At 43.9% G+C, this 26,997-nt stretch carries 28 protein-coding genes, 1 riboswitch and 1 other annotated feature; of the genes, 5 read left to right on the forward strand and 23 right to left on the reverse strand.

Features of this window, described 5'->3' with window-relative positions:
• Window positions 1-34 precede the first annotated feature (34 nt).
• From hisIE to L2W36_RS15265, 9 genes are all read right to left on the reverse strand, one after another.
• Window positions 35-661, reverse strand: coding sequence for a bifunctional phosphoribosyl-AMP cyclohydrolase/phosphoribosyl-ATP diphosphatase HisIE (gene hisIE / locus L2W36_RS15225; protein WP_006074118.1), 627 nt, complete (start codon window positions 659-661; stop codon window positions 35-37).
• A complete protein-coding gene (gene hisF / locus L2W36_RS15230; protein ID WP_006074116.1) occupies window positions 658-1,431 on the reverse strand; it encodes an imidazole glycerol phosphate synthase subunit HisF in 774 nt (257 codons plus the stop codon). The genes hisIE and hisF overlap by 4 nt, the downstream gene beginning before the upstream one ends.
• Complete coding sequence (gene hisA, locus L2W36_RS15235) at window positions 1,413-2,150, reverse strand: 1-(5-phosphoribosyl)-5-[(5-phosphoribosylamino)methylideneamino]imidazole-4-carboxamide isomerase (RefSeq protein WP_006074114.1); 738 nt, start codon at window positions 2,148-2,150, stop codon at window positions 1,413-1,415. Before hisA ends, hisF begins: the two co-directional genes overlap by 19 nt.
• Before the next feature lie 73 nt (window positions 2,151-2,223).
• On the reverse strand, window positions 2,224-2,847 hold the full coding sequence (gene hisH, locus L2W36_RS15240; RefSeq protein ID WP_006074112.1) for an imidazole glycerol phosphate synthase subunit HisH: 624 nt from the start codon (window positions 2,845-2,847) through the stop codon (window positions 2,224-2,226).
• Complete coding sequence (hisB, locus tag L2W36_RS15245; RefSeq protein ID WP_006074110.1) at window positions 2,847-3,920, reverse strand: bifunctional histidinol-phosphatase/imidazoleglycerol-phosphate dehydratase HisB; 1,074 nt, start codon at window positions 3,918-3,920, stop codon at window positions 2,847-2,849. The genes hisH and hisB overlap by 1 nt, the downstream gene beginning before the upstream one ends.
• Before the next feature lie 28 nt (window positions 3,921-3,948).
• On the reverse strand, window positions 3,949-5,001 hold the full coding sequence (hisC, locus tag L2W36_RS15250; RefSeq protein ID WP_006074108.1) for a histidinol-phosphate transaminase: 1,053 nt from the start codon (window positions 4,999-5,001) through the stop codon (window positions 3,949-3,951).
• Entirely contained in the window at window positions 5,001-6,299 is a 1,299-nt protein-coding gene (gene hisD / locus L2W36_RS15255; protein WP_236110481.1) for a histidinol dehydrogenase, read from the reverse strand. The genes hisC and hisD overlap by 1 nt, the downstream gene beginning before the upstream one ends.
• A gap of 4 nt (window positions 6,300-6,303) precedes the next feature.
• Window positions 6,304-7,200: an ATP phosphoribosyltransferase gene (gene hisG, locus L2W36_RS15260; protein ID WP_006074105.1), complete on the reverse strand. Its 897-nt coding sequence runs from the start codon at window positions 7,198-7,200 to the stop codon at window positions 6,304-6,306.
• 40 nt (window positions 7,201-7,240) lie between these two features.
• Window positions 7,241-7,377 (reverse strand) — a sequence feature (His leader region).
• A 226-nt stretch (window positions 7,378-7,603) separates the two neighbouring features.
• A complete protein-coding gene (locus L2W36_RS15265) occupies window positions 7,604-9,205 on the reverse strand; it encodes a Na+/H+ antiporter NhaC family protein (protein ID WP_006074104.1) in 1,602 nt (533 codons plus the stop codon).
• 113 nt (window positions 9,206-9,318) lie between these two features.
• Window positions 9,319-9,502, reverse strand: a riboswitch (Lysine riboswitch).
• A 542-nt stretch (window positions 9,503-10,044) separates the two neighbouring features.
• Here L2W36_RS15265 and L2W36_RS15270 point away from each other — a divergent pair.
• Window positions 10,045-10,452, forward strand: a complete 408-nt coding sequence (locus tag L2W36_RS15270; protein ID WP_038222895.1) for an H-NS family histone-like protein — start codon at window positions 10,045-10,047, stop codon at window positions 10,450-10,452.
• A 53-nt stretch (window positions 10,453-10,505) separates the two neighbouring features.
• Here the strand turns inward: L2W36_RS15270 and L2W36_RS15275 are convergent, their stop codons facing one another.
• Window positions 10,506-11,810 carry an inosine/guanosine kinase gene (locus tag L2W36_RS15275; RefSeq protein WP_006074101.1) on the reverse strand — a complete coding sequence of 435 codons (1,305 nt, stop codon included), beginning with the start codon at window positions 11,808-11,810 and terminating at the stop codon, window positions 10,506-10,508.
• A 241-nt stretch (window positions 11,811-12,051) separates the two neighbouring features.
• Here L2W36_RS15275 and mnmA point away from each other — a divergent pair, with 241 nt between their 5' ends.
• The 3 genes from mnmA (at window position 12,052) to purB (ending at window position 15,324) form a co-directional block, all read left to right on the forward strand.
• Window positions 12,052-13,161, forward strand: a complete 1,110-nt coding sequence (mnmA, locus tag L2W36_RS15280; RefSeq protein ID WP_038230055.1) for a tRNA 2-thiouridine(34) synthase MnmA — start codon at window positions 12,052-12,054, stop codon at window positions 13,159-13,161.
• Window positions 13,162-13,193: 32 nt separating this feature from the next.
• Entirely contained in the window at window positions 13,194-13,811 is a 618-nt protein-coding gene (hflD, locus tag L2W36_RS15285) for a high frequency lysogenization protein HflD (protein WP_236110483.1), read from the forward strand.
• A gap of 142 nt (window positions 13,812-13,953) precedes the next feature.
• A complete protein-coding gene (purB, locus tag L2W36_RS15290) occupies window positions 13,954-15,324 on the forward strand; it encodes an adenylosuccinate lyase (protein ID WP_236110484.1) in 1,371 nt (456 codons plus the stop codon).
• Window positions 15,325-15,413: 89 nt separating this feature from the next.
• Here purB and L2W36_RS15295 read toward each other — a convergent pair whose 3' ends face one another.
• The 9 genes from L2W36_RS15295 to htpX form a co-directional block, all read right to left on the reverse strand.
• The gene (locus tag L2W36_RS15295) at window positions 15,414-15,938 is read right to left on the reverse strand and encodes a DUF3833 domain-containing protein (RefSeq protein WP_236110486.1); all 525 of its coding nucleotides are present in this window, start codon (window positions 15,936-15,938) and stop codon (window positions 15,414-15,416) included.
• A complete protein-coding gene (locus L2W36_RS15300; RefSeq protein WP_006074091.1) occupies window positions 15,935-16,492 on the reverse strand; it encodes a chalcone isomerase family protein in 558 nt (185 codons plus the stop codon). Before L2W36_RS15300 ends, L2W36_RS15295 begins: the two co-directional genes overlap by 4 nt.
• Window positions 16,482-16,997 (reverse strand): DUF2878 domain-containing protein, encoded by a 516-nt coding sequence (locus tag L2W36_RS15305; RefSeq protein WP_006074088.1) that lies wholly within the window; start codon window positions 16,995-16,997, stop codon window positions 16,482-16,484. Before L2W36_RS15305 ends, L2W36_RS15300 begins: the two co-directional genes overlap by 11 nt.
• 35 nt (window positions 16,998-17,032) lie before the next feature.
• Entirely contained in the window at window positions 17,033-18,289 is a 1,257-nt protein-coding gene (locus tag L2W36_RS15310; RefSeq protein WP_236110488.1) for an SAM-dependent methyltransferase, read from the reverse strand.
• 12 nt (window positions 18,290-18,301) lie between these two features.
• A complete protein-coding gene (locus tag L2W36_RS15315; RefSeq protein WP_236110489.1) occupies window positions 18,302-19,099 on the reverse strand; it encodes a DUF1365 domain-containing protein in 798 nt (265 codons plus the stop codon).
• A complete protein-coding gene (locus L2W36_RS15320; RefSeq protein ID WP_236110490.1) occupies window positions 19,099-20,391 on the reverse strand; it encodes an NAD(P)/FAD-dependent oxidoreductase in 1,293 nt (430 codons plus the stop codon). The genes L2W36_RS15315 and L2W36_RS15320 overlap by 1 nt, the downstream gene beginning before the upstream one ends.
• Window positions 20,392-20,412: 21 nt before the next feature.
• The gene (locus tag L2W36_RS15325; RefSeq protein ID WP_236110492.1) at window positions 20,413-21,153 is read right to left on the reverse strand and encodes an SDR family NAD(P)-dependent oxidoreductase; all 741 of its coding nucleotides are present in this window, start codon (window positions 21,151-21,153) and stop codon (window positions 20,413-20,415) included.
• Window positions 21,153-21,572, reverse strand: coding sequence for a nuclear transport factor 2 family protein (locus L2W36_RS15330; protein ID WP_006074077.1), 420 nt, complete (start codon window positions 21,570-21,572; stop codon window positions 21,153-21,155). The genes L2W36_RS15325 and L2W36_RS15330 overlap by 1 nt, the downstream gene beginning before the upstream one ends.
• Window positions 21,573-21,752: 180 nt before the next feature.
• Window positions 21,753-22,622 (reverse strand): protease HtpX, encoded by an 870-nt coding sequence (gene htpX / locus L2W36_RS15335; protein WP_006074075.1) that lies wholly within the window; start codon window positions 22,620-22,622, stop codon window positions 21,753-21,755.
• Window positions 22,623-23,010: 388 nt separating this feature from the next.
• Here htpX and L2W36_RS15340 point away from each other — a divergent pair, with 388 nt between their 5' ends.
• Window positions 23,011-23,178, forward strand: coding sequence for a hypothetical protein (locus L2W36_RS15340; RefSeq protein WP_006074074.1), 168 nt, complete (start codon window positions 23,011-23,013; stop codon window positions 23,176-23,178).
• A 54-nt stretch (window positions 23,179-23,232) separates the two neighbouring features.
• Here L2W36_RS15340 and bioD read toward each other — a convergent pair whose 3' ends face one another.
• From bioD to bioB, 4 genes are read right to left on the reverse strand one after another with little or no spacing between them, the layout of a single operon-like run.
• Window positions 23,233-23,916: a dethiobiotin synthase gene (gene bioD / locus L2W36_RS15345; protein ID WP_236110494.1), complete on the reverse strand. Its 684-nt coding sequence runs from the start codon at window positions 23,914-23,916 to the stop codon at window positions 23,233-23,235.
• Window positions 23,913-24,716, reverse strand: coding sequence for a malonyl-ACP O-methyltransferase BioC (gene bioC / locus L2W36_RS15350; protein ID WP_236110496.1), 804 nt, complete (start codon window positions 24,714-24,716; stop codon window positions 23,913-23,915). Before bioC ends, bioD begins: the two co-directional genes overlap by 4 nt.
• Window positions 24,717-25,871 carry an 8-amino-7-oxononanoate synthase gene (locus L2W36_RS15355; RefSeq protein WP_096441470.1) on the reverse strand — a complete coding sequence of 385 codons (1,155 nt, stop codon included), beginning with the start codon at window positions 25,869-25,871 and terminating at the stop codon, window positions 24,717-24,719.
• A complete protein-coding gene (gene bioB / locus L2W36_RS15360) occupies window positions 25,855-26,907 on the reverse strand; it encodes a biotin synthase BioB (protein WP_236110498.1) in 1,053 nt (350 codons plus the stop codon). Before bioB ends, L2W36_RS15355 begins: the two co-directional genes overlap by 17 nt.
• Window positions 26,908-26,997: the final 90 nt, after the last annotated feature.

A 26,997-nucleotide genomic window follows, 5' to 3' on the forward strand; every position in this document is an offset into this window, starting at 1 on the left:
AAACCTTATTGGCTTCTATATTAGAGATCGCGTTTTATTTATGGCGCTCTTTCAGCTTATTAACCACATCATTCATCGATAGGCCTTGGTCCTGAAGTAGCACCATTAGGTGATAAATTAAGTCAGCTGATTCGCATACTAGCTCCGCCTTGTCACCCGACGTTGCCGCAAGCGCGACTTCAACGCCCTCTTCGCCCACTTTCTGCGAAATACGTTTGGTACCACGGGCATAGAGGCTCGCGGTATAAGAAGATTGCGGATCCGCATCTTTTCGAGCGGCAAGCAATTGCTCAAGCTGATGAAGCCACACCATTTGAGACTCTTCTTGTGGGTCACCATCAAAACACGTAGTCGTACCTGTGTGACACGTTGGTCCAATTGGGTCAACCTTCACGAGTACCGTGTCGTTGTCACAATCTAGAGCGATATTACGAAGTTGGAGTACGTTGCCTGACGTTTCTCCTTTCGTCCACAATCGGGATTTCGTGCGAGAGAAAAAGGTCACTTGCTCAGTTTCCAAGGTCTTTTCCAACGCTTCAGGATTCATATATCCCATCATTAGAACTTGGCTAGACTGAAAGTCCTGAATAATAGCAGGTACAAGACCATCTACTTTTTCCCAGTCGATACGCTCGGTGAGCGCTACTGCTGCTTCACTCATAGTCTGATCTCCACACCTTGTTGTTTTAGATATTGCTTAAGCTCACCGATATTGATGATCTGCTTGTGGAATACGGAAGCGGCCAACGCACCATCAACATTGGTTTTGTTGTACGCCTCTGCAAAGTGCTCCATCGCACCCGCACCGCCAGAAGCAATGAGAGGTACCTTACACACTTCGCGAACCATATTAAGCTGCTCGATGTCATAGCCATTTCGCACCCCATCTTGGTTCATCATATTAAGTACGATTTCCCCTGCACCACGCTTTTGCACTTCTTGAACCCAATCGCGGGTTTCCCATTTAGTGGCTTTAGTACGTGATTCGTCACCGGTGAATTGATACACCTGATACTTACCCGTTTCTTTATCAAAGTAGGAGTCGATACCGACGACAATACACTGAACACCAAATTTGTCGGCAAGCTCGGTAATCAATTCAGGGTTAGCCAAAGCTGGAGAGTTGATTGATACTTTATCAGCACCAAATTCTAAGATACGTGCCGCATCTTCAGCAGACTTAATACCACCAGCGACACAGAATGGAATATCAATCACTTCTGCCACTCGCGCTACCCAGCTTTTATCCACTACACGGCCATCGCTTGAGGCAGTGATATCATAAAAGACTAACTCATCTGCACCTTCTTCTGCATAACGTGCGGCTAACGGAACGATATCACCAATAATCTCGTGGTTTCGAAACTGAACGCCTTTCACCACTTGACCGTCACGGACATCCAAACAAGGAATTATTCGCTTTGCCAACATTGGAATGCCTCCTCTGCGGTAAATTTACCATCTAATAACGCTCGGCCAACAATCACGCCCGATACGCCCGTGCCTTTTAGTGCTTCAATATCGGCAAGGCTACCGATACCACCTGAAGACTGAAACTGCACTTGTGGGTACTGCTTGCACAGGTCTACATAGAGTTCGACATTACTACCTGCTAATGTGCCGTCACGTGAAATATCAGTGCACAGCACATGCTTTAAGCCCACTGTTAGATAATCATTAATTAACGCTTCAATGGTGACGCCAGAGTCTTCTTGCCAACCTGAGATGGCGACTTTGCGTGTACCGGTTTCATCGATGTTAATATCGAGTGCTAGCACAATTTTCTCTGCGCCATATTTTTCCATCCACCCTTTAACCAACTCTGGTTGCTTAACCGCTGTCGAACCAACGACAACACGTTGAGCACCAGCCTCAAGCAGATCAACTACATCTTGCTCAGTACGCACACCACCACCAATCTGGATGTTTGCTGGTGTTCCTGCTAGTAGTTTGGCAATTAAATCAAGCTGGCGCGCTGATGTGTCTTTCGCGCCAGTCAGATCGACAAGGTGTAGCCAATTTGCTCCGGCTTGATGGTAGAGGTTGAACTGCTCAATCGGATCGACCTTATATTCAGTAACCTGACCATAATCGCCTTGATATAGACGAACCACTTGTCCTTCAATTAAATCTAATGCTGGAATAATCACAATCATTTCCTTCAAAGCCTCACGACCGTGTGAAGCCGATAAATTCTATCGATAACTTCTTGTTAGTCAGGAATTACACTAACTCTAGGAAGTTTTGAATCAGTTTTGAGCCTGCTTTGGACGAGCGCTCTGGGTGAAACTGTACGCCGTAGTAGTTGCCACTTTGTATCGCAGCACTAAACGGTTTGCCATACTCGCATTCAGCAATGGTGTAGTCGCCAACGGGCATCCCAAAACTGTGCACGAAATAGAAGTATTCACCCTCTTCAATCCCTTGAAACAGCGGATTGCCAGCCACAGCCTTCACGGTATTCCACCCCATATGAGGAAGAGGTAAGTCTCCTGTTTCAAGACGTTTTACTTCACCTTCACAAAGGCCCAAACATTCAACAAGCTCGTCCGCCTTTTGGCCTTTCTCTTGTGAAAGCTTACCCAACAGCTGCATACCCAAGCAAATACCAAGTACTGGTTTCTCAACCTGCTTGACCAGTTCGATAAGATCGCGCTCTTGAAGGTTTTTCATCGCTTCACTTGCCGTACCTACACCTGGCAGAAACAGCTTGTCAGCACCCAGAACCACTTGAGGCTCCTTAGAAATAACAACATCGTAGCCAAGACGCTGAATAGCAAACTTTACTGACGAGACGTTAGCACAACCGGTATCAATAATGACTACATTCTGTTTGCTGCTGGCCATTACAAGACTCCCTTACTACTTGGTAACTCGTTACCCTCTACCTTAATGGCTTGACGCAGTGTACGGCCGAAGGCCTTAAACAAACTCTCAATGATGTGATGATCATTATCGCCAGAAGAAGATAAGTGAAGTGTACATGCGAGCGTGTCAGTCAAAGATCGGAAGAAGTGAACGACCATTTCTGTAGACAAGTCCCCCACCTGCTCACGAGAGAACTTGGCATCAAATTTAAGATATGGGCGACCAGATAGATCTAAGGCACATTGCGCCAAGCACTCATCCATTGGCAAGCTAAAGCCAAATCGACCGATACCGCGCTTATCACCCAGCGCTTCTTTCAAAGCTTGCCCAAGAGCCAAAGCGGTATCTTCAATAGTGTGGTGGTCATCAATGTGCAGATCGCCATCCACAATGCACTTCATCTGGAAACCGCCATGAGTGGCAATTTGATCAAGCATGTGGTCGAAAAAGCCCATGCCAGTTGAGATTTCATTACCACCCGCTTCATCAAGGTTTACAAATACCTTGATATCCGTTTCTTTGGTAGTACGAATTACTTCCGCTGTACGTGCTTTTACCGTTAAGTCTTTTAAGATTCTTGGCCAACCCATGGTCTCCGGATTGTACTGAATTCCACGAATCGCCATATTTTCAGCTAGCTGAAGATCAGTTTGTCGGTCACCAATCACAGCAGAGGTTTTGAAATCCACTTTGCCACTTTGAAGATACTCTTTAACCAAACCAAGTTTTGGTTTACGGCATGAACAGTTGTCTTCATCAAAGTGCGGGCAAATTAAAACATCATCAAATTTAACGCCTTGAGACTCAAAGATTTCCATCATCATATTATGAGGAGCGTCAAAGTCTTCCTGAGGATAGCTAGCAGTACCTAAACCGTCTTGGTTAGTCACCATCACAAGGCGGTACCCTGCGTCTTGCAGAGCCAATAAACTTGGAATAACAAACGGCTCGAGTTTGAGTTTATCCAAACGGTCAACTTGAAAATCCACTGGAGGCTCAACAATTAACGTACCATCACGGTCTATAAATAATATTTTCTGTTGGTTGCTCACTTTATAAATCCTTTTCTTGATGGCTAGCTTATGCCGCTGTTTGTTCTAGTTGATTGCGAATAAATGACAATGTCTTCTCACATTCGTCACGATTACCAACACTGATTCTTACGCAGTTTTCAATCGGTGAATTTCTAAGAATAATTCCCGTATTCCACGCTGCTTTAAATAGCTCATCGCCATTAGCAAATTCAACGAGTAGATAATTACCCCAACCTTCATATACGGTAACACCTGGTAAGGTCGATAAACCTGCTTGTAGGTAGGCACGATTGGCATTGAGATCCAGCACCTGGAACTTAGCGCGCGCTAACCCTTGTTCCGATAAGGCTTGCACCGCGATTTCCGCGACAGGGATTGGTACCGGATATGGTGCAATCACTTTAAGCAGTACGTTGATTAGCTCTTCATTGGCAAGTGTAAATCCGCAACGAAGACCAGCCAAAGCGAAGGCTTTTGATAATGTACGTAAGATGGCTAAGTTCGGATATTGGGCCAACAAATCAACGGTTGACGCTTCCGGACAAAAGTCGATATACGCTTCATCCATGACAACAATAGCTTTATCTTTGGTCATCTCCAATAAAGCGATAATGTCTTCACGCTTAACCAAGTTACCCGTTGGGTTGTTTGGGCTACAAACGAACAGTACTTTGACGCCATCTAAATTGGCTTCGATTTCCGGCAGATTGAGTTGCCAATCAGAAGTCAAGGGTACCGTTTTACGGTTAACACCAATGGTTTCAGCACTGATAGCGTACATGCCATAGGTCGGCGGACAGAATAAGATGCTATCTTCACCCGGCTCACAAAAAGCACGAATAAGTAATTCAATGCCTTCGTCAGCACCACGAGAAGTCAGTGTTTGTTCTGGTTTGACACCAGCATATGCCGCATAGGCTTCGATTAGCGCTTTAGGCTGACATTCGCTGTAGCGATTAAGACGTGCAAAGTCTGTTTTATATTCATTATTAAATGGTGATTCATTAGCATTGAGCCAAATATCACCGCTACCGCCAATACGTCGTGCTGACATATATGGCGTTAGCTGTTGAACTTGTTTACGAGCGAGCTTTTCCATTAGTTACTCTCCTGCGCAAGCTTCTCGACACGAATGGTCACGGCACGTTTGTGCGCATCCAGCCCTTCTGCCTCGGCCATAGTGACGACCGTCGGAGCCAGATTTTGTAACCCATCGGCAGTTAATTCTTGTACCGTCATTCGCTTCGAAAAGTCAGCTAAGCCCAAGCTTGAATAAGTACGAGTGTAGCCATAAGTCGGCAGTACGTGGTTAGTACCTGAAGCGTAATCGCCCGCAGACTCTGGTGACCAATCGCCCAAGAAGATAGAGCCTGCGTTATCAAGTAGCGGTAACAGTTCACGTGGTGCTTTAGTCTGAACAATCAAGTGCTCAGGGCCATAGTAGTTTGAAATAGACACACACTGAGTGATCGACTCAGCGATAATAATGAGACTTGAGCCTAATGCTTGCTGCGCGATATCAGCACGCGACAGTTGCTTAAGCTGTTTATTCACCGCCTCTGTTACTTGGTCTGCAATCACTGGAGATGGAGTGACAAGCACTACTTGAGAGTCTGGGCCATGTTCAGCTTGGCTTAGTAGATCGGCCGCGACAAAGTCAGCATCCGCTGTTTCGTCGGCAATAACCAACACTTCAGATGGCCCAGCAGGCATATCGATCGATGCTCCACGGAAATCATTACTCACTTGACGCTTGGCTTCGGTAACATAGGCATTGCCCGGACCGAAGATCTTATCTACTTTTGAAACGCTCTCTGTGCCATACGCCATCGCCGCTACGGCTTGACCACCACCAACGTTATATACTTCATCGATTTTACATAGCTTGGCAACATAAAGGATTTCATCCGCAATAGGCGGTGGGGAACATAATACCACCTTACGACAACCAGCAATCTGAGCTGGAACCCCTAGCATAAGCACAGTTGATGGTAATGGTGCGCTACCGCCCGGAATATACAGTCCAACCGTATTTATAGGACGAGTCACTTGTTCACAGACAACGCCTGGTTGAGTTTCTACTCGCAGTAGTTCCGGACGCTGAGCTTTGTGAAACTTAGCGATATTAGAATACGCTTGCTCCAGCGCTTGTTTCATTGTTTCAGAGAGACGCGATGATGCAGCTTCAATCTCTTCGTTAGAGACTCGAATTGAGTCAGGTCGAACTCGATCAAACTTTTCTGTAAGATCTAGCAGCGCTTTATCACCTTCGCTACGTACTTGCTCGATAACCGCCGATACCGCAGAAGTAATATTTGCGCCTTCAGTAATCGCAGGACGCTCAAGAATAGACTCTTGTTGCGACTGACTTAATGATTGCCAAACTACAGTTCTCATAGCCTTACCCCATCATTTTCTCAATCGGAAGCACAAGAATAGAACTCGCTCCAAGTTCTTTCAGCTGTTCCATAGTTTCCCAGAACAAGTTCTCTGTACTAACTAGGTGAACCGCCACACGCTCTTTATCCGAAGATAGAGGTAATACTGTCGGATCTTCTGCACCCGGTAAAAGCGCTTTGATTTGCTCAAGTTTTGCGACTGGTGCGTGCAGCATAATGTATTTAGACTCTTTCGCTTGCTGAACGCCTTGCATACGAGTTAGTAGCTTCTCTATAAGTGCCTCTTTATCGGCATCAAACTCGCCTTTGCGCTGAATCAGCGTTGCTTTAGAACGGAAGATAACTTCTGCTTCTTTTAATCCGTTGGCTTCCAATGTCGCCCCTGTAGAAACAAGGTCGGCAATAGCGTCCGCTAAACCAGCTCGCGGCGCGACCTCGACCGACCCTGTAAGCATACAAGTACTGAAGTCTACACCTTGCTCATCCATATAAGCTTTCAGTAATTGTGGGTAAGTGGTCGCTATTCGTTTGCCTGCTAGATCTTGCGGGCCGTTGTACGTTTCATCTTTGTCGATGGCGATAGATAGACGACAACCACCGAAATCAAGACGGCGAAGCGTTACGAACTCATTTGGTTCACCAAGTGCTTTGCGGTCTAAGCGAACTTCTTCTAGCTCATTCTCACCAATAAAGCCAAGATCGACGACACCATCCATGATCAAACCAGGGATATCGTCATCACGTACCAACAGTAGATCGATTGGCATATTTAACGAGTGAACAACAAGACGCTCACCCATTACGTTGAACTTAACTCCGCATTTTTTTAGTAGGTCTTGGCTTTCTCTGCTAAGACGACCTTTCTTTTGTATTGCGATTCTTAGGCGTTGTGTTTGCATTGCTGTATCCCTGTACAAGATATTGATTTTAAATTATAAAACGAAAAAACCCTCGGGAGCTTTGGTCTCCCGAGGGTTTAATTCTTTAAATCTTAAATCGAACCTCCGAGAGTTTTACCTATCTCTCGGGTATGCGTTCATCTCCCGAAAGATTAAGCTGGGTGATGATGGTGATGATGAATGTTCATATCAAAATTTAGCATACTTATGTTTAGGTCCTTTGTGTCTGTACCTTCACACTAACGAAGCTCATTATGATTTTCAACCACTATTTTACAGATCAGCGAATTTTTTTTCGTACTCGCCAACAAGTATGATTTGTTATTACGAATAACGGCAAAAGTAGGCCAAAAGACATAAAAAAAGGAGCCTTGGTAGGCTCCTTGATATTAAAGCAATTTATTTACGCATTCGCTTCTTTAGCCATTCTTGCTTTAGATAGAGCAGAAAGAATGAAACAGACAAGTATAAACGTCACTGTTGCAGCACCGAATGACAGTGCTACCGACGTTGTCATACCCAATGTAATAAAGCCGATACAAGAAACAAATGCCACTGACAATGCATATGGCAACTGCGTAGACACGTGGTCAATATGGTTGCAGCGTGCACCTGTCGATGACAAGATGGTCGTATCTGAGATTGGTGAACAGTGATCACCAAATACTGAACCCGCTAATACCGCACCAAGCATTGGAAGCATCATTGCGATATCCGTTGCACCCGCCATATCACCTGCGATTGGTAACATAATTCCGAATGTACCCCATGATGTACCGGTCGAAAATGCCATAAGACCAGAAAGCATGAACAGAATAACTGGTAGCCAATGGACATCAATATTACCTTGTACAGTTGACGATAGGTAAGCGCCTGTTTTCATGTCGCCAATGACAGAACCGATAGACCATGCAAAGAACAGAATCAAGATTGCGCCGAACATCGACTTAGCACCAATCCACATGGTTGTTGCAATATCAGCCGCAGAAAGCTTCTGTTTCACGACGGTATAGACCGCTGTTAATAAACCAGCAGAACCACCGTAAATTAAAGAAGTACCAACATCCGTATTCTCAAATGCACCAAGAACATTAAATGCAACGCCATCTGCCGCCAGAGCTTGACCACCAGTAAAGATCATCGCTGCTACCATCGCTCCTATAAGGACAACAATAGGTAGAATCAGATCTGAAACTGAACCAAAGTCGCTTTCTTTAATATCCAACTCTTCATTCAGTTCATGAGCTTCAGCAGAATCGTTCTCTTTATCTTTGTCAAAACCAAGACCTTGTTTTGCACGAAGCTCATGCTTACGCATTGGGCCGACATCTAATTGGAACCAAGCAACAGCGAACACCATTAATAGTGCAAATACTGCGTAAAAGTTCATTGGAATTAGGCGAACATACGCGCCAATCGCTGAGTATTCAGTAATACCATGTGAGATAAGAATACCGCTGACGATAGTCATAATGTATGCACCCCAGCTCGAAGCTGGCATAAGCACACACATAGGAGCAGCCGTTGAATCTAGAATATAAGCAAGCTTAGCGCGCGATACGTAAAAGCGGTCAGTAACAGGACGAGAAATCGCGCCAACTGCTAAGCTATTGAAGTAATCATCAACAAAAATGAACACACCAAGGAATGCAGCAAGAAGCTTTGAGCCACGTTTACTTTTCACGCGTGCTTGTGCCCATTCAGCAAACGCCTTGGTACCACCTGACAACGTTAATAACGCCGTCATCATACCGAGTAGCAATAGGAAGCCAACGATACTCATGTTCCAGGTGTTTAGACCACCATCTTCAATAACAACGCCAGAGACTGTGTCATAGACATAGCCTGCAGCATTCATTACCGAGTAATCGTTGAGTAGAAAAGCGCCTAATACAATACCTACACCTAGGGAAAGCAAAACGCGACGTGTGATAATCGCCAAACTCAAAGCTACGATCGGCGGTAGCAGTGATAATGGTGACGAAGCAAAATCGATTAAATTCATGATCTTCAAAAACCAGTTTTAATTATGGTTAGAGATCTACTGCAGACATGCGTATCTATAAGTTCATACGCAAACGTTGAACTAAGCGAAAGGGAAGTGAACACTTCTCCCAACCCTACAGTAGCGCTCCATAGTTTAACAATATAATAGACTATGGCAGTGTTGTTCGTTTCGGATACAACCCCAGCGAGAGTGCTTGATATTCAACTCTCACTTCGGCGACAGCGCCTTTTTTTGTCGTTCATTGGCATCACCCCAACGACAAGGACTTTTCGCAGTCGCGCCTCTACATCAAAAGAAAAATCATTCACTACTATGCGTTAGCATGTTGAAAGAATGTTCTTACTTTTGCATTAGGTGGACGTCATTGTACTTACCAAAGCATCAATTGCAACATGAATGTTGCTATCACCTTGTAAACAGTGTTGCGGTTTAGTTATAACGCAGGGTTCAAATCACCCATTAACTACTCAGAGATAAACATTTTTTGAACGACCATCACTGACAACTTAGTTTTATAGAAGTTCATTTATATCGAACTCAATCAATTTCGTAATACTTACAAATAAACTATATGTCTAACTAACCACACTTAGTACAATATGCAACAAAATCCACTCAAAGTCCGACTTTTGTGTAGTTCATACTAAGGTTTAGTAATTATTAATGTTCTAATTTCACCTGCTATATACACCACTATGTATTTCTATCGTCGTCTATTATCAGGTTTTTGTAAGAATTATTATATTTCTTCTCTTATCCACTAAGAAAATATTGTCAATTCAATATTTGCTGTTTATTATTAATCCGAACCAAATAATAATCTCATGGGAACTGTCATGTCTGAATTAACCAAAACTCTACTAAATATTCGTAGCCTACGTGCATTTGCTCGTGAGCTAACTTTAGAACAACTAGAAGAAGCACTAGAAAAACTGACGACTGTTGTTGGTGAAAGACAAGAAGCGGAAGCAGAAGAAAGAGCAGCGAAAGAAGCACGCGAAGCTAAATTAAGCGAGTACGCTCAAATGATTGCTCAAGACGGTATTGACGTTGAAGATCTTATCGCTGCGCTATCCGGTGAATCTAAAGGTAAAGCGAAGAGTAAACGTGCTCCTCGTCCAGCAAAATACAAATATGTAGACGCTAGTGGCGCTGAAAAGACTTGGACTGGTCAAGGTCGTACGCCTTCTGCAATCCAAACTGCTCTAGATGCAGGTAAATCTCTAGAAGAATTCGAAATCTAATATCTTTAAGTAATATTAGATTTATAAAAAAAGCGCCTTTCGGCGCTTTTTTATTATCGTTCCCAATATGCCTCTTCAAGGCTATCTTCTTTCTCTGGCAGACCGCGAGAAAGACGTGGAGAATGTTGAACCAGCACTTCATAGCTTGCTCGATTTGAGTATTTACATACTTGTGAGAAAGAAGAGTAAGTAAGGTATGGGTGTTGGTGCTTACTTGAGTTTGGCACATTTTCTTTATGGTATTTATTCGCTGCCATATCGTGCAGTAATGCAGATAAAGCTGCGTCTCCCGCACCATTGGTATTCTTGATTTTTTCTGGCCCACCCATATAAGGAGCAATATGTGAATAAACTTTTGTAGGATTTTCACATGCAGATTTTATAGCAGGTCGGCTAAATTCATATCGGTTAAATTCAGCAATACACCCTGGTAATAATGGCAACGAAGTTTCTCTTTTGGCAGCATCCTCTGTATAACCAGCCATAAATAAACCGATTGGTCCAGCAGTACATAAAACAAGATCAACCCAATCAAGTGCTTTATCCGCAGCAGCCAATGGATCTTTTTCACCTGTTAATGCTTCAGCTTCATCCTCATTCATAGCGACAACCGAAACATGCTGTTTCAAAAAGTCTTGCCAATATTCCGGATCATCTTGAATAACGAAGCGAGTTCCCAATGTTAATACCACAGGTACGTCGTATTTCTTCGCATATTCTATTGCCTGCATGGTTGCTTCCGGCATTGGGTCGCCATCTTTGCAACGAACTAAATAGGCTGTTAATACCAACGCTGAGGCTTTCTTAAAAATTTTCTCAGGAATACTCTCAGCACGAAGTTGATTCATTTGACCTTCGCTAATTGCAAAAGTTCGCTCGCCGTCTTCAGTAATTAACGTAAAGCAACGTCCAATGGCACCATCAACGCCTTGTAAATAGTTTAAGTCCATACGGCTAGAAGTATTACATAGATATCGATAGCCATAACTACCGATTCGGATATCAGCACTCATTACACCTAACAATACCGATTTGTCATCTGCCAACACGGAAAAGTTATGTAATGTATTCCCTATTGTGCCCCCAGCAAATTCATTGGTAATAAGCTCTTGCTCTTTCAATTCGTTATACAGATTTTCAGCTGCTTGGTCATCAATAACCAAAGAGTGCCCTTTGCTCAGTCCAAATTTCTCAATAACACTACTATCCACGCGCGCTTCTATATCAACTAGTGTTTGGTCAATACCGATAATATGGGTTCTCGACATTTTTTTGCTAGTTTGAGATTGGCTGACTAATGGGTCACGAGCGTGAACCGGAAAGTAATGCTTCGATTTTCTTTGGCCGGGGAATTTCATAAGGATATCTTCGTAACAGGAATGTAAGGGCGACAATTCTAACTCTGTATAGTTTACCTCGGCAACATAGGCAACCTTAGCAAACGTTTACGCTACAATTTTTTTTATCACTGACCTTGTTTTTCACTCTATTTGTACAAACATTCATGCTCTTAGAAAGTGTGATTTAGTTCGCGGATCTGTATTGCGCCTTCGGTTTCTGCTAGAATCTGCGTCCAATTGATATAGGTGGTATTTTAACATGTCTGATAACAGCCAAAAGAAAGTGATTGTCGGTATGTCCGGCGGTGTAGACTCCTCTGTTTCTGCCTACCTTCTGAAACAGCAAGGCTACCAAGTAGAAGGCCTGTTCATGAAGAACTGGGAAGAAGATGATAATGAGGAATATTGTACTGCAGCGGAAGATTTAGCCGACGCACAAGCGGTCTGTGATAAGTTAGGTATCCACCTACATACGATCAACTTTGCAGCAGAATACTGGGATAATGTATTCGAGTATTTCTTAGCAGAATACAAAGCAGGTCGTACACCAAACCCAGATATTCTTTGTAACAAAGAAATCAAATTCAAGGCATTTTTAGAATTTGCAGACGAAGTTCTCGATGCGGACTATATTGCTATGGGTCACTACGTTAGCCGTACCTTCCCTGAAAACGGTGAAAAGCCGCAAATGCTTCGCGGTTTAGACAGCAACAAAGACCAGAGTTACTTCCTTTATACATTAAGTCACGACCAGGTGGCTCGTAGCTTGTTCCCTGTAGGTGAGTTAGAAAAACCAGAAGTGCGTCGCATTGCTGAAGAGCAAGGCTTAATTACCGCGAAGAAAAAGGACTCGACAGGTATTTGTTTTATTGGTGAGCGCAAATTTACAGACTTCTTGTCTCGCTATTTGCCAGCACAACCGGGTAAAATTGAAACACCGGAAGGTAAAGTCATTGGTGAACACCAAGGTCTGATGTACCACACATTGGGTCAACGTAAAGGGTTACATATTGGGGGCCAAAAAGGTGGCGGCGGTAATGAAGATCCATGGTATGTTGCTGAAAAAGATCTTGAACGTAATGTATTGATTGCGGTTCAAGGTGCTGATCATCCATTACTTAAATCAAACGGACTGCGTGCATCTCAACTTCATTGGGTGAGTCGCGAAGCGATTAAAGAACCAATGCAATGCACAGTGAAAACGCGCTACCGTCAACAAGATATCCCTTGTACGATTATCCCAATTGACGATGACAACATTAAGGTTATCTTTGATGAACCACAAGTAGCTGTCACTCCGGGACAGTCTGCTGTCTTCTATAGCGACAATGTTTGCTTGGGCGGCGGCATCATCGAAGAGCGTATCTAACATTTATTCGTTTATTATCTTAGGAGAGCTACGTGGCTAATACACTTTATGACCGTACAATAGCATTTGCAGGAATTTGCCAAGCCGTTGCCCTTGTTCAACGAGTTGCTAAAGACGGTTACTGTGATTCAGACGCGTTCGAAAGTTCTATCAAAGCTATTACCAATATGAACCCATCCAGTACGTTAGATGTATTTGGTGTTGAATCCGACCTTAAAGTTGGACTCGAGTGTTTGGTAAAAGGCATTGATAGCACACCAAGCGGAAGTGAGATTACTCGTTACATCATCAGCTTAATGGCACTAGAGCGCAAACTAAATGGGCGTAATGATGCCATGTCTCAACTTGGTGACAGATTACAAATGGTCAGTCGTCAACTTGAGCACTATGAGCTTCTTGACGAGCAGATGATCAGTAATTTAGCTAGCGTGTATTTAGATGTCATTAGTCCGATTGGTCCTAGAATTCAAGTCACAGGCACTCCGGCAGTACTTCAACAAACCGGCACCCAGCAAAAGGTGCGCGCGCTTCTATTGTCAGGTATCCGCAGCGCAGTGCTTTGGCGACAGGTAGGTGGCAAACGACGCCACCTCGTGTTTGGTCGTAAGAAAATGATCGAACAAGCTCAGATTCTACTCGCTAGAATGTAATCATCGACTCGCGACCTTGTCGCGAGTTATTTTTTCCTACCAAAATAAATTTAGCGCAAACGTTTGCGCAATATTCGTGACAAATGCCGCAGTTATTGGTATAAAGCTCACGAAATTTAGAAACCCAATTCAGGAGAACATCATGGAACTGTCAGCATTGACTGCTGTTTCACCAGTAGACGGCCGTTACGGTAGTAAGACAACTGCACTTCGCAGCATCTTTAGTGAGTTTGGCCTACTAAAGTACCGCTCTATCGTTGAAATTCGTTGGTTGCAAAAACTAGCAGCAACGGATGCGATCAAAGAAGTTCCAGCATTCAGTGTCGAAGCTAACCAGTTTCTTGATGAGCTAGCCGCTAACTTTAGCGAAGAAGATGCGGCGCGTATTAAAGAGATCGAGCGTACTACTAACCACGATGTAAAAGCGGTTGAGTACTTCCTAAAAGAGAAAGTCGCTGGCGTTCCTGAACTGCACGCAGTAAACGAGTTCATCCACTTTGCATGTACTTCTGAAGATATCAACAACACGTCTCATGCTCTTATGCTTAAAGAAGCACGCGATACTGTGGTTCTTCCTGAGATCCGCAATATCATCGATGCGATCAGCAAACTAGCTGAAGAGTACCGTGACATTCCTTTGCTTTCACGTACCCATGGCCAACCTGCCTCACCTACTACTATGGGTAAAGAGATGGCAAACGTTGCTTACCGTATGGAGCGCCAATACAAGCAAATCGAAGCTGTAGAGATCCTAGGTAAGATTAATGGTGCGGTTGGTAACTACAACGCTCACCTATCTGCTTACCCAGAGCTAGACTGGCACAAGTTCAGCGAAGAGTTCATCACTGAGTCTCTTGGCGTAACTTGGAACCCATACACAACTCAGATCGAACCGCACGACTACATCGCCGAGCTATTCGATGCGATTGCACGTTTCAACACGATTCTAATCGACTTTGACCGTGACGTATGGGGTTACATCGCTCTAGGTCACTTCAAGCAAAAAACTATCGCTGGTGAAATCGGTTCTTCAACGATGCCACACAAAGTTAACCCAATCGACTTTGAAAACTCAGAAGGTAACCTAGGTTTAGCAAATGCTGTATTTGCTCATCTAGCACAAAAACTACCTATCTCTCGCTGGCAGCGTGACCTAACAGATTCAACGGTTCTTCGTAACCTAGGTGTTGGCTGTGGCTACGCTATCATTGCTTACACTTCAACGCTTAAGGGTATCAGCAAACTAGAAGTGAACCGTGAAGCGCTTCTTGCTGAGCTAGACAAAAACTGGGAAGTACTTGCAGAGCCAGTACAAACCGTTATGCGTCGTTACGGTATCGAAAAGCCTTATGAGAAACTAAAAGAGTTAACTCGTGGTAAACGTGTAGATGGCGAAGCAATGCGCAGCTTCATCGATGGCTTGGAATTGCCAGAAGAAGAGAAAGCACGCTTGAAGTTAATGACGCCAGCTAACTACATCGGTCAAGCAATCGAGCTCACCGATAAGCTGTAATTATTAATCAGTACATAAACTCAAAAAGGCTGCTTATTTTGCAGCCTTTTTTGTGGATATCATCAACGATAAATGTTCTAGATCACCTCCTACTGTTTTTGGAAAAACAGTGTGATCTTTCCTACTTCGATACCAAACTTTCGGATGCTCGTTAGGTTAAAAACGTGTTTATCATCTTGTCGATACAACCAATCATCGAAAGCCACAGTATAGGTTGAGCCATCAACCTTGAGTTCGAAGTCGTACTGCCATTGTAAAGCGTTACCCTCTTCCTTGCCGATTGCCGCGCCAATGATATCGTCGGCCACCCCACGATAAGAACCATCTTGGAGCTTCTCAATGGTCCAAATCCTTTGGTCAATTTCCCCGTCATCAAAAACGAAGTCTTCAACCAGGACAAGCTTGTTGTCCTGAACTGTGCCGACAATAGTGACGTCAAAACGTCGGTTCTGTTTATTGGTATAGTCTTGAACCATTCCCCAAGCTTTTGTCTCTCCTTCAAAGTACCCGAACAAGTCAAATCTAGGTTCACTGTTTTTATAATCTGACAGGTCTGCACTACATGCACCTAACATGAGTACAAGAGGCAGTATAAGCCAACGAAATAACGTCATCTATTCATCCCTATAAGTTGGGCTCTAAGTTTCGGATACTGGCTATTTGGAGCTAGCCAAATACCAAGGAAGCCATCGTTCAACGACTCATCATCAATAGACCCTACGAGCTGCAGCGGCTTCTGATTCGTAAGATAATAGAACTTGCCCGATGTCCCATCACTGACATAAATGAGCTGCTGTCCATCTGATACACTCGGAAAAATATCGTATAACTTGGCAATCCATTGATTTCTTGTCACTTTATCGACACCCATTTTTTGCCATTGGTCAAGAGTCGCATCCAAAAGTTGTTGTCGACTGATGTCTCTTTGATACTGAATTCTTAATGCTATGGGATGGGGAGAAACGTCTTCTGACACTTCGTAAATGCCTTGAGGTGCAAGCAATTGGGAACGATAAACGTCAAAGAACAACCAACTGAGTTGCGCCTCCCCAACGACTTGCCACTGGCCCCACGCTTGATAACTGACGGGGGAATCTTTGGAGGCGACTGCGTTATGAGAACTCAGTAACAAGCTCAGTAAGGTCGCCAAAATTATCCTATGTCTCATGAGTCCACTTTCTCTCGTTTGGTCTTGGATATCGCACGATTAAGTAAACGATTAAGACCCATTCAATAAAAAGGATTCCGAGAGTGACCAACATCGAGTACTGCGTAGTTACAGCTCCAAGCTTAAAACCCGCCAAGTAACTAATCGCTCCACCGAATCCACCAATTATTGATACGAGGAGAATTGGGTAAGACGTCAAAAAAGTTTTCAAATAAAACGCATACCAAGAAAAAATTAACCAAAGCGCCATAAGCCATACCGGCAAAACATGAGTGTCGAACACAAGTAGACTAGCGAACATGTTCAGACTATCAATAACTAGGCCAGCGACAACCAACAGCGACAGTTGCAATAAACGAAGGTTTAGCATTCGATACGAAACCAAAATGGTCACAATACTCAATGTCAACGCTAGCCACTGAAACCTTGTTTGACCAATGACTGACAGTAACCAGATCACCTGAAACCAACTACTGATAATGAGAAGTTTCCACCCTGGTGACATATTGTGACCTCCATTATTTAGCATCAAACGTTTTATTAACGACCACGCTGGAAGGTAATATGAACGGTACTGATACTTTTCGCCCTAAACCCGCCTTCGCAATAACAAAAATAGTAGCGCCACATACGAATAAATCGCTCGTCGTAGCCTAAGGTTCTGACTCTCTCTAAAGATGCTTCAAACCTTAGACGCCAATCCACCAATGTCTTCGCGTAATCCAAACCAATATCAAACAGATCTCTCACGATGAGATCCGTGTGTTTAGTACTGTTAGTGGTAAGCGCTGTGATGGAAGGCAAGAAGCCCCCAGGGAAAATGTACTTCTGTATAAAATCGACATTATCGGCATAGTAATCGTATCGCTGGTCAGCAATAGTAATAGCCTGAATCGCCATCAAACCTTGAGGTTTTAATAAAGACTGGCACTTTTGCAGATAGGAAACTAAGTATTGCTTACCAACTGCTTCAATCATTTCGATGGAAACAAGCTTATCGAATTCTCCCTCAAGTAAGCGATAGTCTTGCTTCAAAAGAGTAATCTTATCTTCGAGTCCTGCTTTTTCGACCTGCTGTTTTGCGTAATCAAACTGCTCATCCGAAATAGTGGTTGTGGTAACGTGACATCCATAATTTTTGGCCATATAAATCGCCATACCGCCCCAACCTGTACCTATTTCTATTACATGATCTTCCGGTACTAACTGCAATTGTTGACAAAGCCGCTCCATTTTATTGAGTTGGGCTTGCTCTAGCGTATCTGTCGGGCTTACATAAATGCCCGAAGAGTAGAGCATTCTCTCATCGAGAAATGTCTCATATAGACTGTTACCCAAGTCATAATGAGCTTGAATATTCTCTTTTGACTTAGTAACCGTATTGCGGTTCACCCAGTGTCCAAGTTTATACATCACTTTCGTGAGCAGACTTGATTGATCTTCAATAGAGTCAAGAGCGGCTAGGTTGACCGCCATCAACTCCATTAACGCGGATAAATCAGGACTATCCCACCAATCATCCATGTACGCTTCACCCGCTGCGATACTGCCTCCTTGAATTAGTCGACGGTAAAACTCTGGGTGTTTCACTTCGATAATCGCTGTCGGTTCCCCTTCTTTGGGTTTACCAAAGCGTTCACCAACATGTTTGCCGACGCTTCCTTCTTCTTGAAAGCTCTCTATGATGGTTAAACAACCAATCTCAAGTTTGTATAAACATTTGAATGCAATACTTTTCGCGGTTTTTTGTAAACCAGTTAGGGCTCTAGGTGCCTCTATTGAGGTCGTATTTAACATGTTGAATTCTCCCTAATTCTTTGAGTTCGTATGCTGCGAAAATTCGTCAGAAGGTGCAGAATGAGCCGAAGCCTTCTTGGGTTTAGAGTGGTCATAGATGGGTGTTCCTTTAAGCCATAACTTTAAGGCGTGCCAATATATCCCCACCACGACTTTCACCGTCATAATTGGTGTTGTGACCAATTGTCGGATTAAATTCTTCGAGGTAAATGCACGCCCTTTCATTGACAAAGTGGCATCAAATACTTTTTCTGACTTGTGACACGCTAAGTACACAAACAAGCGCTGCCCTAACGGCTTCAGACGCCACTGATACTGCTGATCTAAAGGATTAAACGGAGAGACGTGGAATGCCTTGTCATGGCGCCAATTTTGATGATTTACACCTTTGTCTGCCTCTATAGCGTAATAATGTCTTTCATTCCAAGGGGTGTTACTTACTTCTGCCAACAGATAACGCCAGTTATTCTCTTCATCATATAGGTAATAGAAGTTGACCGGACTGAAATACAGACCAAGGTATCTCAGATGGCAAACCGCAACCACTCTACCCTCGATTCTTTCACCAGTGAGCTCCTCAACTTTACCTTGCACCGCTAACTTCAAATCGCCTTCACCTAGATAGTCTTCTCGGCAAAATCGAGCCCAGTGCCACCAACGTTCCCCAAAACCCCAAACTTTTTGCTTTAAAGAGTCAAGCTCATCTAAATCGATAGCAGGCATGAATAATGGATAATCTAAATGGTGTTTGGTAGGCGTATAGCGACGATGCGCTACGTGCCCAACCATAAGTTGGCTGTTGGAAACCATCACGCAGCTCCTCGTACAGAAGCGGAGGCATTGTTAACACTGGCTAAAATACCTTCAACAACATCCAACGCACTCTTCACTCCATCTTCATGGAATCCGTTATACCAATAGGCTCCGCAGAACCACGTGTTATTTTGTCCCCACAGTTTTTCTCTATGTTGCTGTGCTTCAATACTTTGGGTCGTGAACACCGGATGACTATAGTTAAAGGTTCTGAGTATTTTGGAGCGGTCAATCACGTTAGATGAATTGAGCGACACGCAAAATGTCGTATCAGATTCAATATGCTGAAGAATATTCATGTCATAGGTCAATGTCGGCAATCGAGATTGTTCATCTTCCGAGCCATCTAACGCATAGTTCCACGACGCCCATGCTGACTTTCTCACTGGAAGTAGACTTTCATCGCAATGCAACACTACCTCATTTAATTGATACTCCATAGCACCAAGAATTGATAGCTCAGATTGAGTCGGCTCAGCAAGCATCTTTAATGCTTGGTCGCTATGACAGGCAAAAATCACTCTGTCAAAACGCTCTGAGTTGCCATTAGACATCACCGTAACTCCAGCAGAATCTCGAGACACTGAGGTGACAGGAGAGTTCAACCGGATCTTATCGGCAAAGCCCTGCGTAAGCGGACCGATATAGCTGCGTGATCCACCTTCAATCACATACCACTGCGGTCTATTAACAACATCAAGCAAACCATGATTTAGGAAGAAGCGCAGAAAGAATCCAAGCGGGAATGCTCTCATATCGGCTAGAGTCGAAGACCAAATTGCTGCGCCCATTGGTAGGATGTAGTTTTGAGTGAAATAGTCAGAGAAGCGATGATGACTTAAAAAGTCGCCTAGCGTTTGAGTTGCTAGCAGGGATTTGTCTGACTCCGCAGACGATTTAGCAAGCTTATTGAACCTTAAAATTTCAAAGATAAAGCGGTAAAAGGTTGGATTGAGTAGGTTGCGTTTTTGAGCGAACAAGGTTGATAACGTATGACCGTTGTACTCTAAGCCCGTGGCTGCGTTCTTTACACTAAAACTCATTTGTGTAGGAACACCCTTTACTCCAACCTCTTTCATCATTCTCATGAAATTGGGATAAGTTCTATCGTTATAAACGATAAATCCAGTATCGATGGCATAGGACTTTCCCTCTACCTCAACGTCCACTGTGGCGGTATGACCACCGATATAATCATTGGCTTCAAACAGGGTTACATCGTGATGCTTATGTAAATAGTAACCACACGTTAAGCCTGAAATTCCTGTACCGATAATTGCTATTTTCATAGAAAGAAAGTCCTTTATCTATCACGATTGATTTAGCAAGCGTGTTACTAATTTAGTTTGTAAGCCATAAGGCATGATACCGACGAGGCGAAGAATCCATGTGAAGCGCTTGGGGAAATAGATGTAAGCTGCCCGTTTATCTATTCCCGTTTGAATCGCGTTTGAAGCTTCTTCTACCGATACCATCATCGGCATATCAAAATCGTTTTTATCCGTAAGTGGGGTTTTCACAAATCCAGGGAAAACACAGCTGATGGCAACCCCTTTTTTTTTCCAATCGAGCTGTAGAGTGCGCACTAAATAGGTGATAGCGGCTTTCGAAGCACCGTAAGCTTCAGCACGAGGCAGAGCCAACTCACCCGCTATTGAACTGACGACCACAACATGATGTTCCGATGACAATCTTGTCTGCATTTGTTCTAGTACATTCACGGTCCCCATCACATTGACTGTCATCACTCGCTCTATCAACGCTGCGTCAATCACCCCTTCATCGATGTATTCGCAGTCACCAGCATTGACTATCCACAGCGTTGGAACTAGTTCAATCTTGCTAAATGCCTGTGCTACCGCTTCCCTATCGGTTACGTCAAACGAAAGTGGAACGATGTTCTCTCTGCCCGCTTGTAACGAATGAAGTTTCGCCTCTGAACGTCCGCAGGCGTAGACAAGAAAACCTTTTTCAGCATAATCATTAGCCAACTGCCATCCTATGCCAGATGACGCACCGGTAATGAAGACGGATTGATGCGAGTGCGTCATTACTTACCCAACCTCTGTTTAATATTCTTAATAACAAAACCGAGTAGAGGAATGTTCTCGTAAAGCATTTCCCCTAAGTCGAAGTAATCTCGATGAAAGATGACTCGATCTCCGCTGAAACGAATGTGACTAACCCCATTTACTTTTACAGCTTCTCCCCCATTAAGCTTGGGATGCTGTAACTGCATGGTCCAAGTCAGAAAACCTGAATCTTCTACCTGTTGATGATGACGAATGTCAAAATCACATTTGATGACGTTGGTATACAAAGAGTCAAAATAAGCGGACAGTTGATCCCACCCCTCTAAGCGATGAGCAGAGTCCTCAAACACCACATCCTTGTGATAAATCTGTTCAAGAAGATGCAGGTTGTTCTTGTTTAGCTTCTGATACACCTCGCTAACCATTTCTATATTCATAACAACCCTTAATTCGTTTTTTCAAAAGTCTCTAAAGTACAAGCTAGTACAGCCTGAAAGTTATACAAGATCTGGAAAGTACAACTTTTTGTATAAGTGTTACGGTGGGGAGGTTTGAAAGGATCAAAAAAAAAGCTTGGAAATTTTTCCAAGCTTTTTAACAAGTTCTAAGAATTAGTATTACTGATTTCTTAACGCATCAATACGCTTTTCTAGTGGCGGGTGACTCATTAGAAGTTCGGTCATGGATCGCTTACCGTTGATGCCGAATGCCATCATGGAACCTTCAAGATGAGACTCCTGGCTCATTTTCAATCTTTCCAGTGCTGCAATCATCTTTTGCTTGCCAACAAGACTTGCCGCCCCCGCATCCGCATGAAACTCACGATGGCGGCTATACCACATAGTGATAAAGCTCGCTAGGAAGCCAAACACCAGTTCAAGCACCATAGAAACACCGAAGTACACCATCATGTTAGTGCCGCCTTCGCCCTCATCGCTGTTATTGTTTGACGCAACAATATTTGCAATAAAGCGAGACAGGAAGATAACGAACGTATTCACGACACCTTGCATTAGCGTCATAGTAACCATGTCGCCATTCGCGATATGACTAACTTCGTGGGCAAGTACCGCTTCTGCTTCGTCTCGTGTCATATTGTGTAGTAGGCCGCTAGATACAGCCACCAACGAGTCATCTCTCTTTGCACCCGTCGCAAATGCGTTTATATCTGGAGAATCATAAATCGCAACGGTTGGCATACCGATGCCCGCCTGCTGAGATTGTCGACCAACGGTTTCTAGTAACCAATGCTCTGTTTCATTACGAGGGCTTTCGATCACCATTCCACCAACTGAACGTAGCGCCATTTTCTTTGACATCATCAAAGAGATGAATGAACCGCCAAATCCAAATACTGCCGCCATGACTAATAAACCCGACAAACTGCCTGGTTGCATGCCAGTAACTGCATAGACAATGTTAAGAACAACACTTAACACTAGAACCACAGCAAGGTTAGTTGCTAGGAAGAGTAATACTCGCTTCATTCACATTTCTCCAAATTAAGAAGCTTGATTATGACGAAAATGCCATTTTGCTTATAGTTTTAGTCAAAGTTCTACGGCCCAAGTTTGAGATCCGTGTGGCATTTTTCGATTTCACTATATACATATAGTCTTAGATTTAAAAATCAAGGTTAAGCTTTAAATTGAAACAAACAGTTAATATCTTGATTACTTCATAAACTATAAGCCCATGAAATAACAGAAAAGCACATCAACTACCGATGATTGCAATTATACGCATATAAAATATGGAGCTAAGATTTCATTGTGATTGATGAAAAGGTCTTAGACTTTGGTCGTATTGTGAGTGATAAGTGTGCGAGTTAAAGTCCAGTGAGATTGAACACTCCATGTAGAAAAGGAAAATACCATGGTAGAGAACAACAACTTTCAGATGGCAATTGATTTGCTTTGCTGCCACCTCGGTATCAGCGAAGACGAAGCTCGTGAGCAACTAGGTATTCAAGACACTACTGAGCTAGACATTCATCTTATGGAAACTCAGTCTGCACTTATGGGCCTATCGGAAGATAAGTAACTTCCTACATGTTATCCAATTAAAAAGGGCTGTCATAATGACAGCCCTTTGCATTTATATGCTTTCGAGTACATCTAACTTGATATATTTGCCTAAGTCTCGCTTCTTACAGCCAGGAACGTAAGGCACCTCCCCTAACTTGGGTGCATCAATTTTGTTTTCTAGCATCTCTATAATTTCAGCGTAATGCTCCACACCAGGGTTTACGCGGTTAGCTACCCATCCGACTAATTCAAGACCATCCGCTTTAATCGCTTCAGCAGTAAGCATAGCGTGGCTCAAACAGCCCAATTTAATACCTACGACCAAGACAACTGGCAACTTTTCTTGTTGAACCCAAGTCGACAGACAATCGTCTTTCGAAACTGGTACGCGCCAACCACCAGCGCCTTCAACTAACACAAAGTCACTGTTTTCTTTATGCTGGTGTAAGGTTGTAGAGAGCTTGTCGTAACTAATTACTTCATCATCGGCTATCGCAGCAATATGCGGCGACGCAGGTAACGAAAGCGCATAAGGATTGACTAAGTCGTAGTCGATATCTTGATTCGCAGCCGCTTGAAGATGTAACGCATCTGAATTTCTCAGACCGTGTTCTGTAATTTCGCATCCTGCTGCGACAGGCTTATACCCTATCGTTGATTTTCCTTGTGCACTTACAGCACTTAATATCGCTTTTGATACAACGGTTTTCCCAACTTCAGTATCCGTACCGGCAATAAATAGTGCTTTCATCATAATGCAACTGACCCCAAACAAATTTGATAACTAGCAGGTAGCAACCCATCTTGGTTTGCGTATTTTTGATATTCCATTTCAAGTGCCTTGAGAGCCTGTTTACCAGTAAACCCTTTTGAGCGACCTTCTACGTGATTGGCTCCTATGCCTTTCAAGTCCTTCATCAAACCAAGTGCGGTGCGATACCACATAACCATTTCCGGCAAGTCTAGTTGATGGTCACGACATCCAGATTGCGCTAACGCAATTTTTACCTGATTCAACGTCGTAAAGTCGTTTACATGTTGATATGCATCAATTTTACCCCATGACCTCTTGAGTTCTTTAAGAGAGCCATCGACAAGAGATGAGAAGAATACAGCGCCTCCAGTTTTGGTCACGCGTTTCATCTCTCGCAGTGGTATCGACAAATCCGCACACCACTGTAATGCCAAACTGGAGACTACATAGTCAAATTCAGCTGACGTAAAAGGTAGCTGCTCAGCGTCTGCCAATTGATAAGTCACATTTTCGATACCACAACGACGTTGAGCCTCTGCTAGCATCTCAGCAGAGAGATCAGCGCAGACCACGTTAGCGCTTCTGCGCAGTAACTGCTGCGCGCAGTATCCCGTTCCACAGCCAAGATCGAGCACTCGGCATCCAGATAAGTCATTGGGCAGTTTGTCCAGCAAACGGTCCGCCACTTTTCGTTGCAGTTCAGCATGCTGGTCATAATGCTCCGCAGCGCGTCCAAACGCTGCGGAAATTGCATCTTTATTTGGTAATGGAGTATGCAAATGAGCTAACACTTCGGTCATTTATCCTTCCTCCGAAAAACGTGTCAAATGGGTGGCAAGCATTAGCACATCTTGTTGCTGATGCGACGCAGAGAGAGTAATACGCAACCTTGCACTTTCTCTGGGTACCGTTGGAGGACGAATAGCCGTGGTCCACACACCTTTTTCTTTTAAAGAAGAACAAAGCGCTAAAGCGCGAGCTGAGTCACCGACAACCCAAGGCTTAATTGGCGTAGAGGTGGAAACATATTCCGGGCAATCGCTTAACAGCTCCTCAAACATGGTAGACAATTCCATCCATTTTTCTCTGCGCCAATGTTGCGTTTGAATCATTGACAGAGCCTTTAACAGAGCACGGGCATGAGCTGCTGAAAATGCCGTTGAATAAATGTAGTGACGAGCAAATTGGGTTAGATATTGGCCCATTTCTTCTGAGCAAAGTATTGCAGCACCATTAAGACCAAACGCTTTGCCAAACGTCACGACTAATATCTCTGGCTTGAGCTCACTGATCCCACAGGCTCCCAATCCATTGTCGCCAATGACCCCAATGCCATGAGCATCGTCGACCATAGACAACATACCGCGCGTTTGGCAAATTCCGACAAACGCTTCGATATCGGATAGATCGCCATCCATACTAAACACACTTTCGGTGACCGCGAGTGTTGAACGCTCGGCTCTAGCCAATGACTCCAGATGGGCAAGATCGTTATGACGAAAGCGCTTCATATCTGCGCCACAAAGCATACCCGCTTCCATCAGTGAGGCATGATTGAGTCTATCTTGAAGTAACAAATCCCCCTTAGTTAATAGCGTGAGCAGCAGCGCTTGATTGGCAGCATAACCTGACGAAAAAAACAGTGCAGTATCAAAACCCAACCATTCAGTAAGCGCAGATTTCAATGACTCATGCTGTGTGGAATAACCCGTCACTAAAGGAGAGGCTCCACTACCCACTCCAAGCTCTGAGATGGCTTGCTGATAGCTGTCTTTTAACTCAGAACTTGACGCTAGACCTAAGTAGTCATTGGAAGAGAAGTTAAGGAATGACTGACCGTCTTTATGAAAAACAGATTGATTCCCTGACTCCAATGTTTGGACAGAGCGAAGCAAGTTGCTCCGCTCCCTTTCCATTAGAGCATCCGAGATGCGCTGGTTAAACGCTCGCGTCATAGAACAAATCGTCTTTTGTTGGACGCGCAGCAACACGCTCTACTACTCTATCTAGTAACTCGCTTTCTTGGATTTCATCTGGCTTTTGCGATGTCTCTTCGCGATTAATACCCAACTTCTTAAACAATTGAAGATCGGTATCTTCATCTGGATTAGGGGTCGTCAGCAACTTACAACCATAGAACACTGAATTTGCTCCGGCCATGAAACACAGGGCCTGCATTTGCTCATTCATGTTTTCTCGCCCAGCAGACAAGCGCACTGCTGACTTTGGCATCATAATACGGGCAATCGCAATTAGACGGATGAAGTCGAACGGTTCTACATCATCCACTTCTTCTAACGGCGTGCCTTTTACTTTGACCAACATATTGATAGGCACGCTTTCTGGTTGCACTGGTAAGTTGGCTAACTCCATCAGCAGACCGGCGCGGTCATTAGCACTCTCACCCATACCAATAATGCCACCTGAGCAAATCTTCATACCAGCATCACGAACATGGCTAAGAGTGTCTAAGCGGTCTTGGTAAGTTCTTGTGGTAATGATGTTGCCGTAAAATTCAGGTGAGGTATCAAGGTTGTGGTTATAGTAGTCAAGCCCAGCCTCAGCTAAGTGACTTGCTTGCTCTGGCGTTAGCATGCCTAAGGTCATACAGGTTTCTAAACCCATATCTTTTACGCCTTTAATCATATCTGTTAGCAAAGGCATATCGCGCTCTTTGGGGTTTTTCCATGCAGCCCCCATACAGAATCGCGTTGAGCCTGCATTTTTCGCTTTTTTAGCAGCATCTAGTACACGCTCCACTTCCATCAAGCGTTCAGATTCTACGTCTGTTTTATAACGTGCACTTTGGGGACAGTATTTACAGTCCTCTGGGCACGCACCGGTTTTAATCGACAGCAAAGTGCTAACTTGGACGTGATTTGTTTGTTGAAACTGCCTGTGCACCAATTGCGCCTCAAACAGCAGATCCATAAAGGGTTTGTTCATCAACGCTTGCACTTCGGCATGGGTCCAATCGTGTCGTACTTCCACTGGTTTATCCTTTGCTCACTTATAATTAGTCTTGGCTAGTGTACTGACAAGCGGTACACTGTCAACACCGACCACATCAACAAGTTTACA

The sequence above is a fragment of the Vibrio sp. McD22-P3 genome (genome assembly GCF_021568915.1).
Classification (GTDB): domain Bacteria; phylum Pseudomonadota; class Gammaproteobacteria; order Enterobacterales; family Vibrionaceae; genus Vibrio; species Vibrio mediterranei.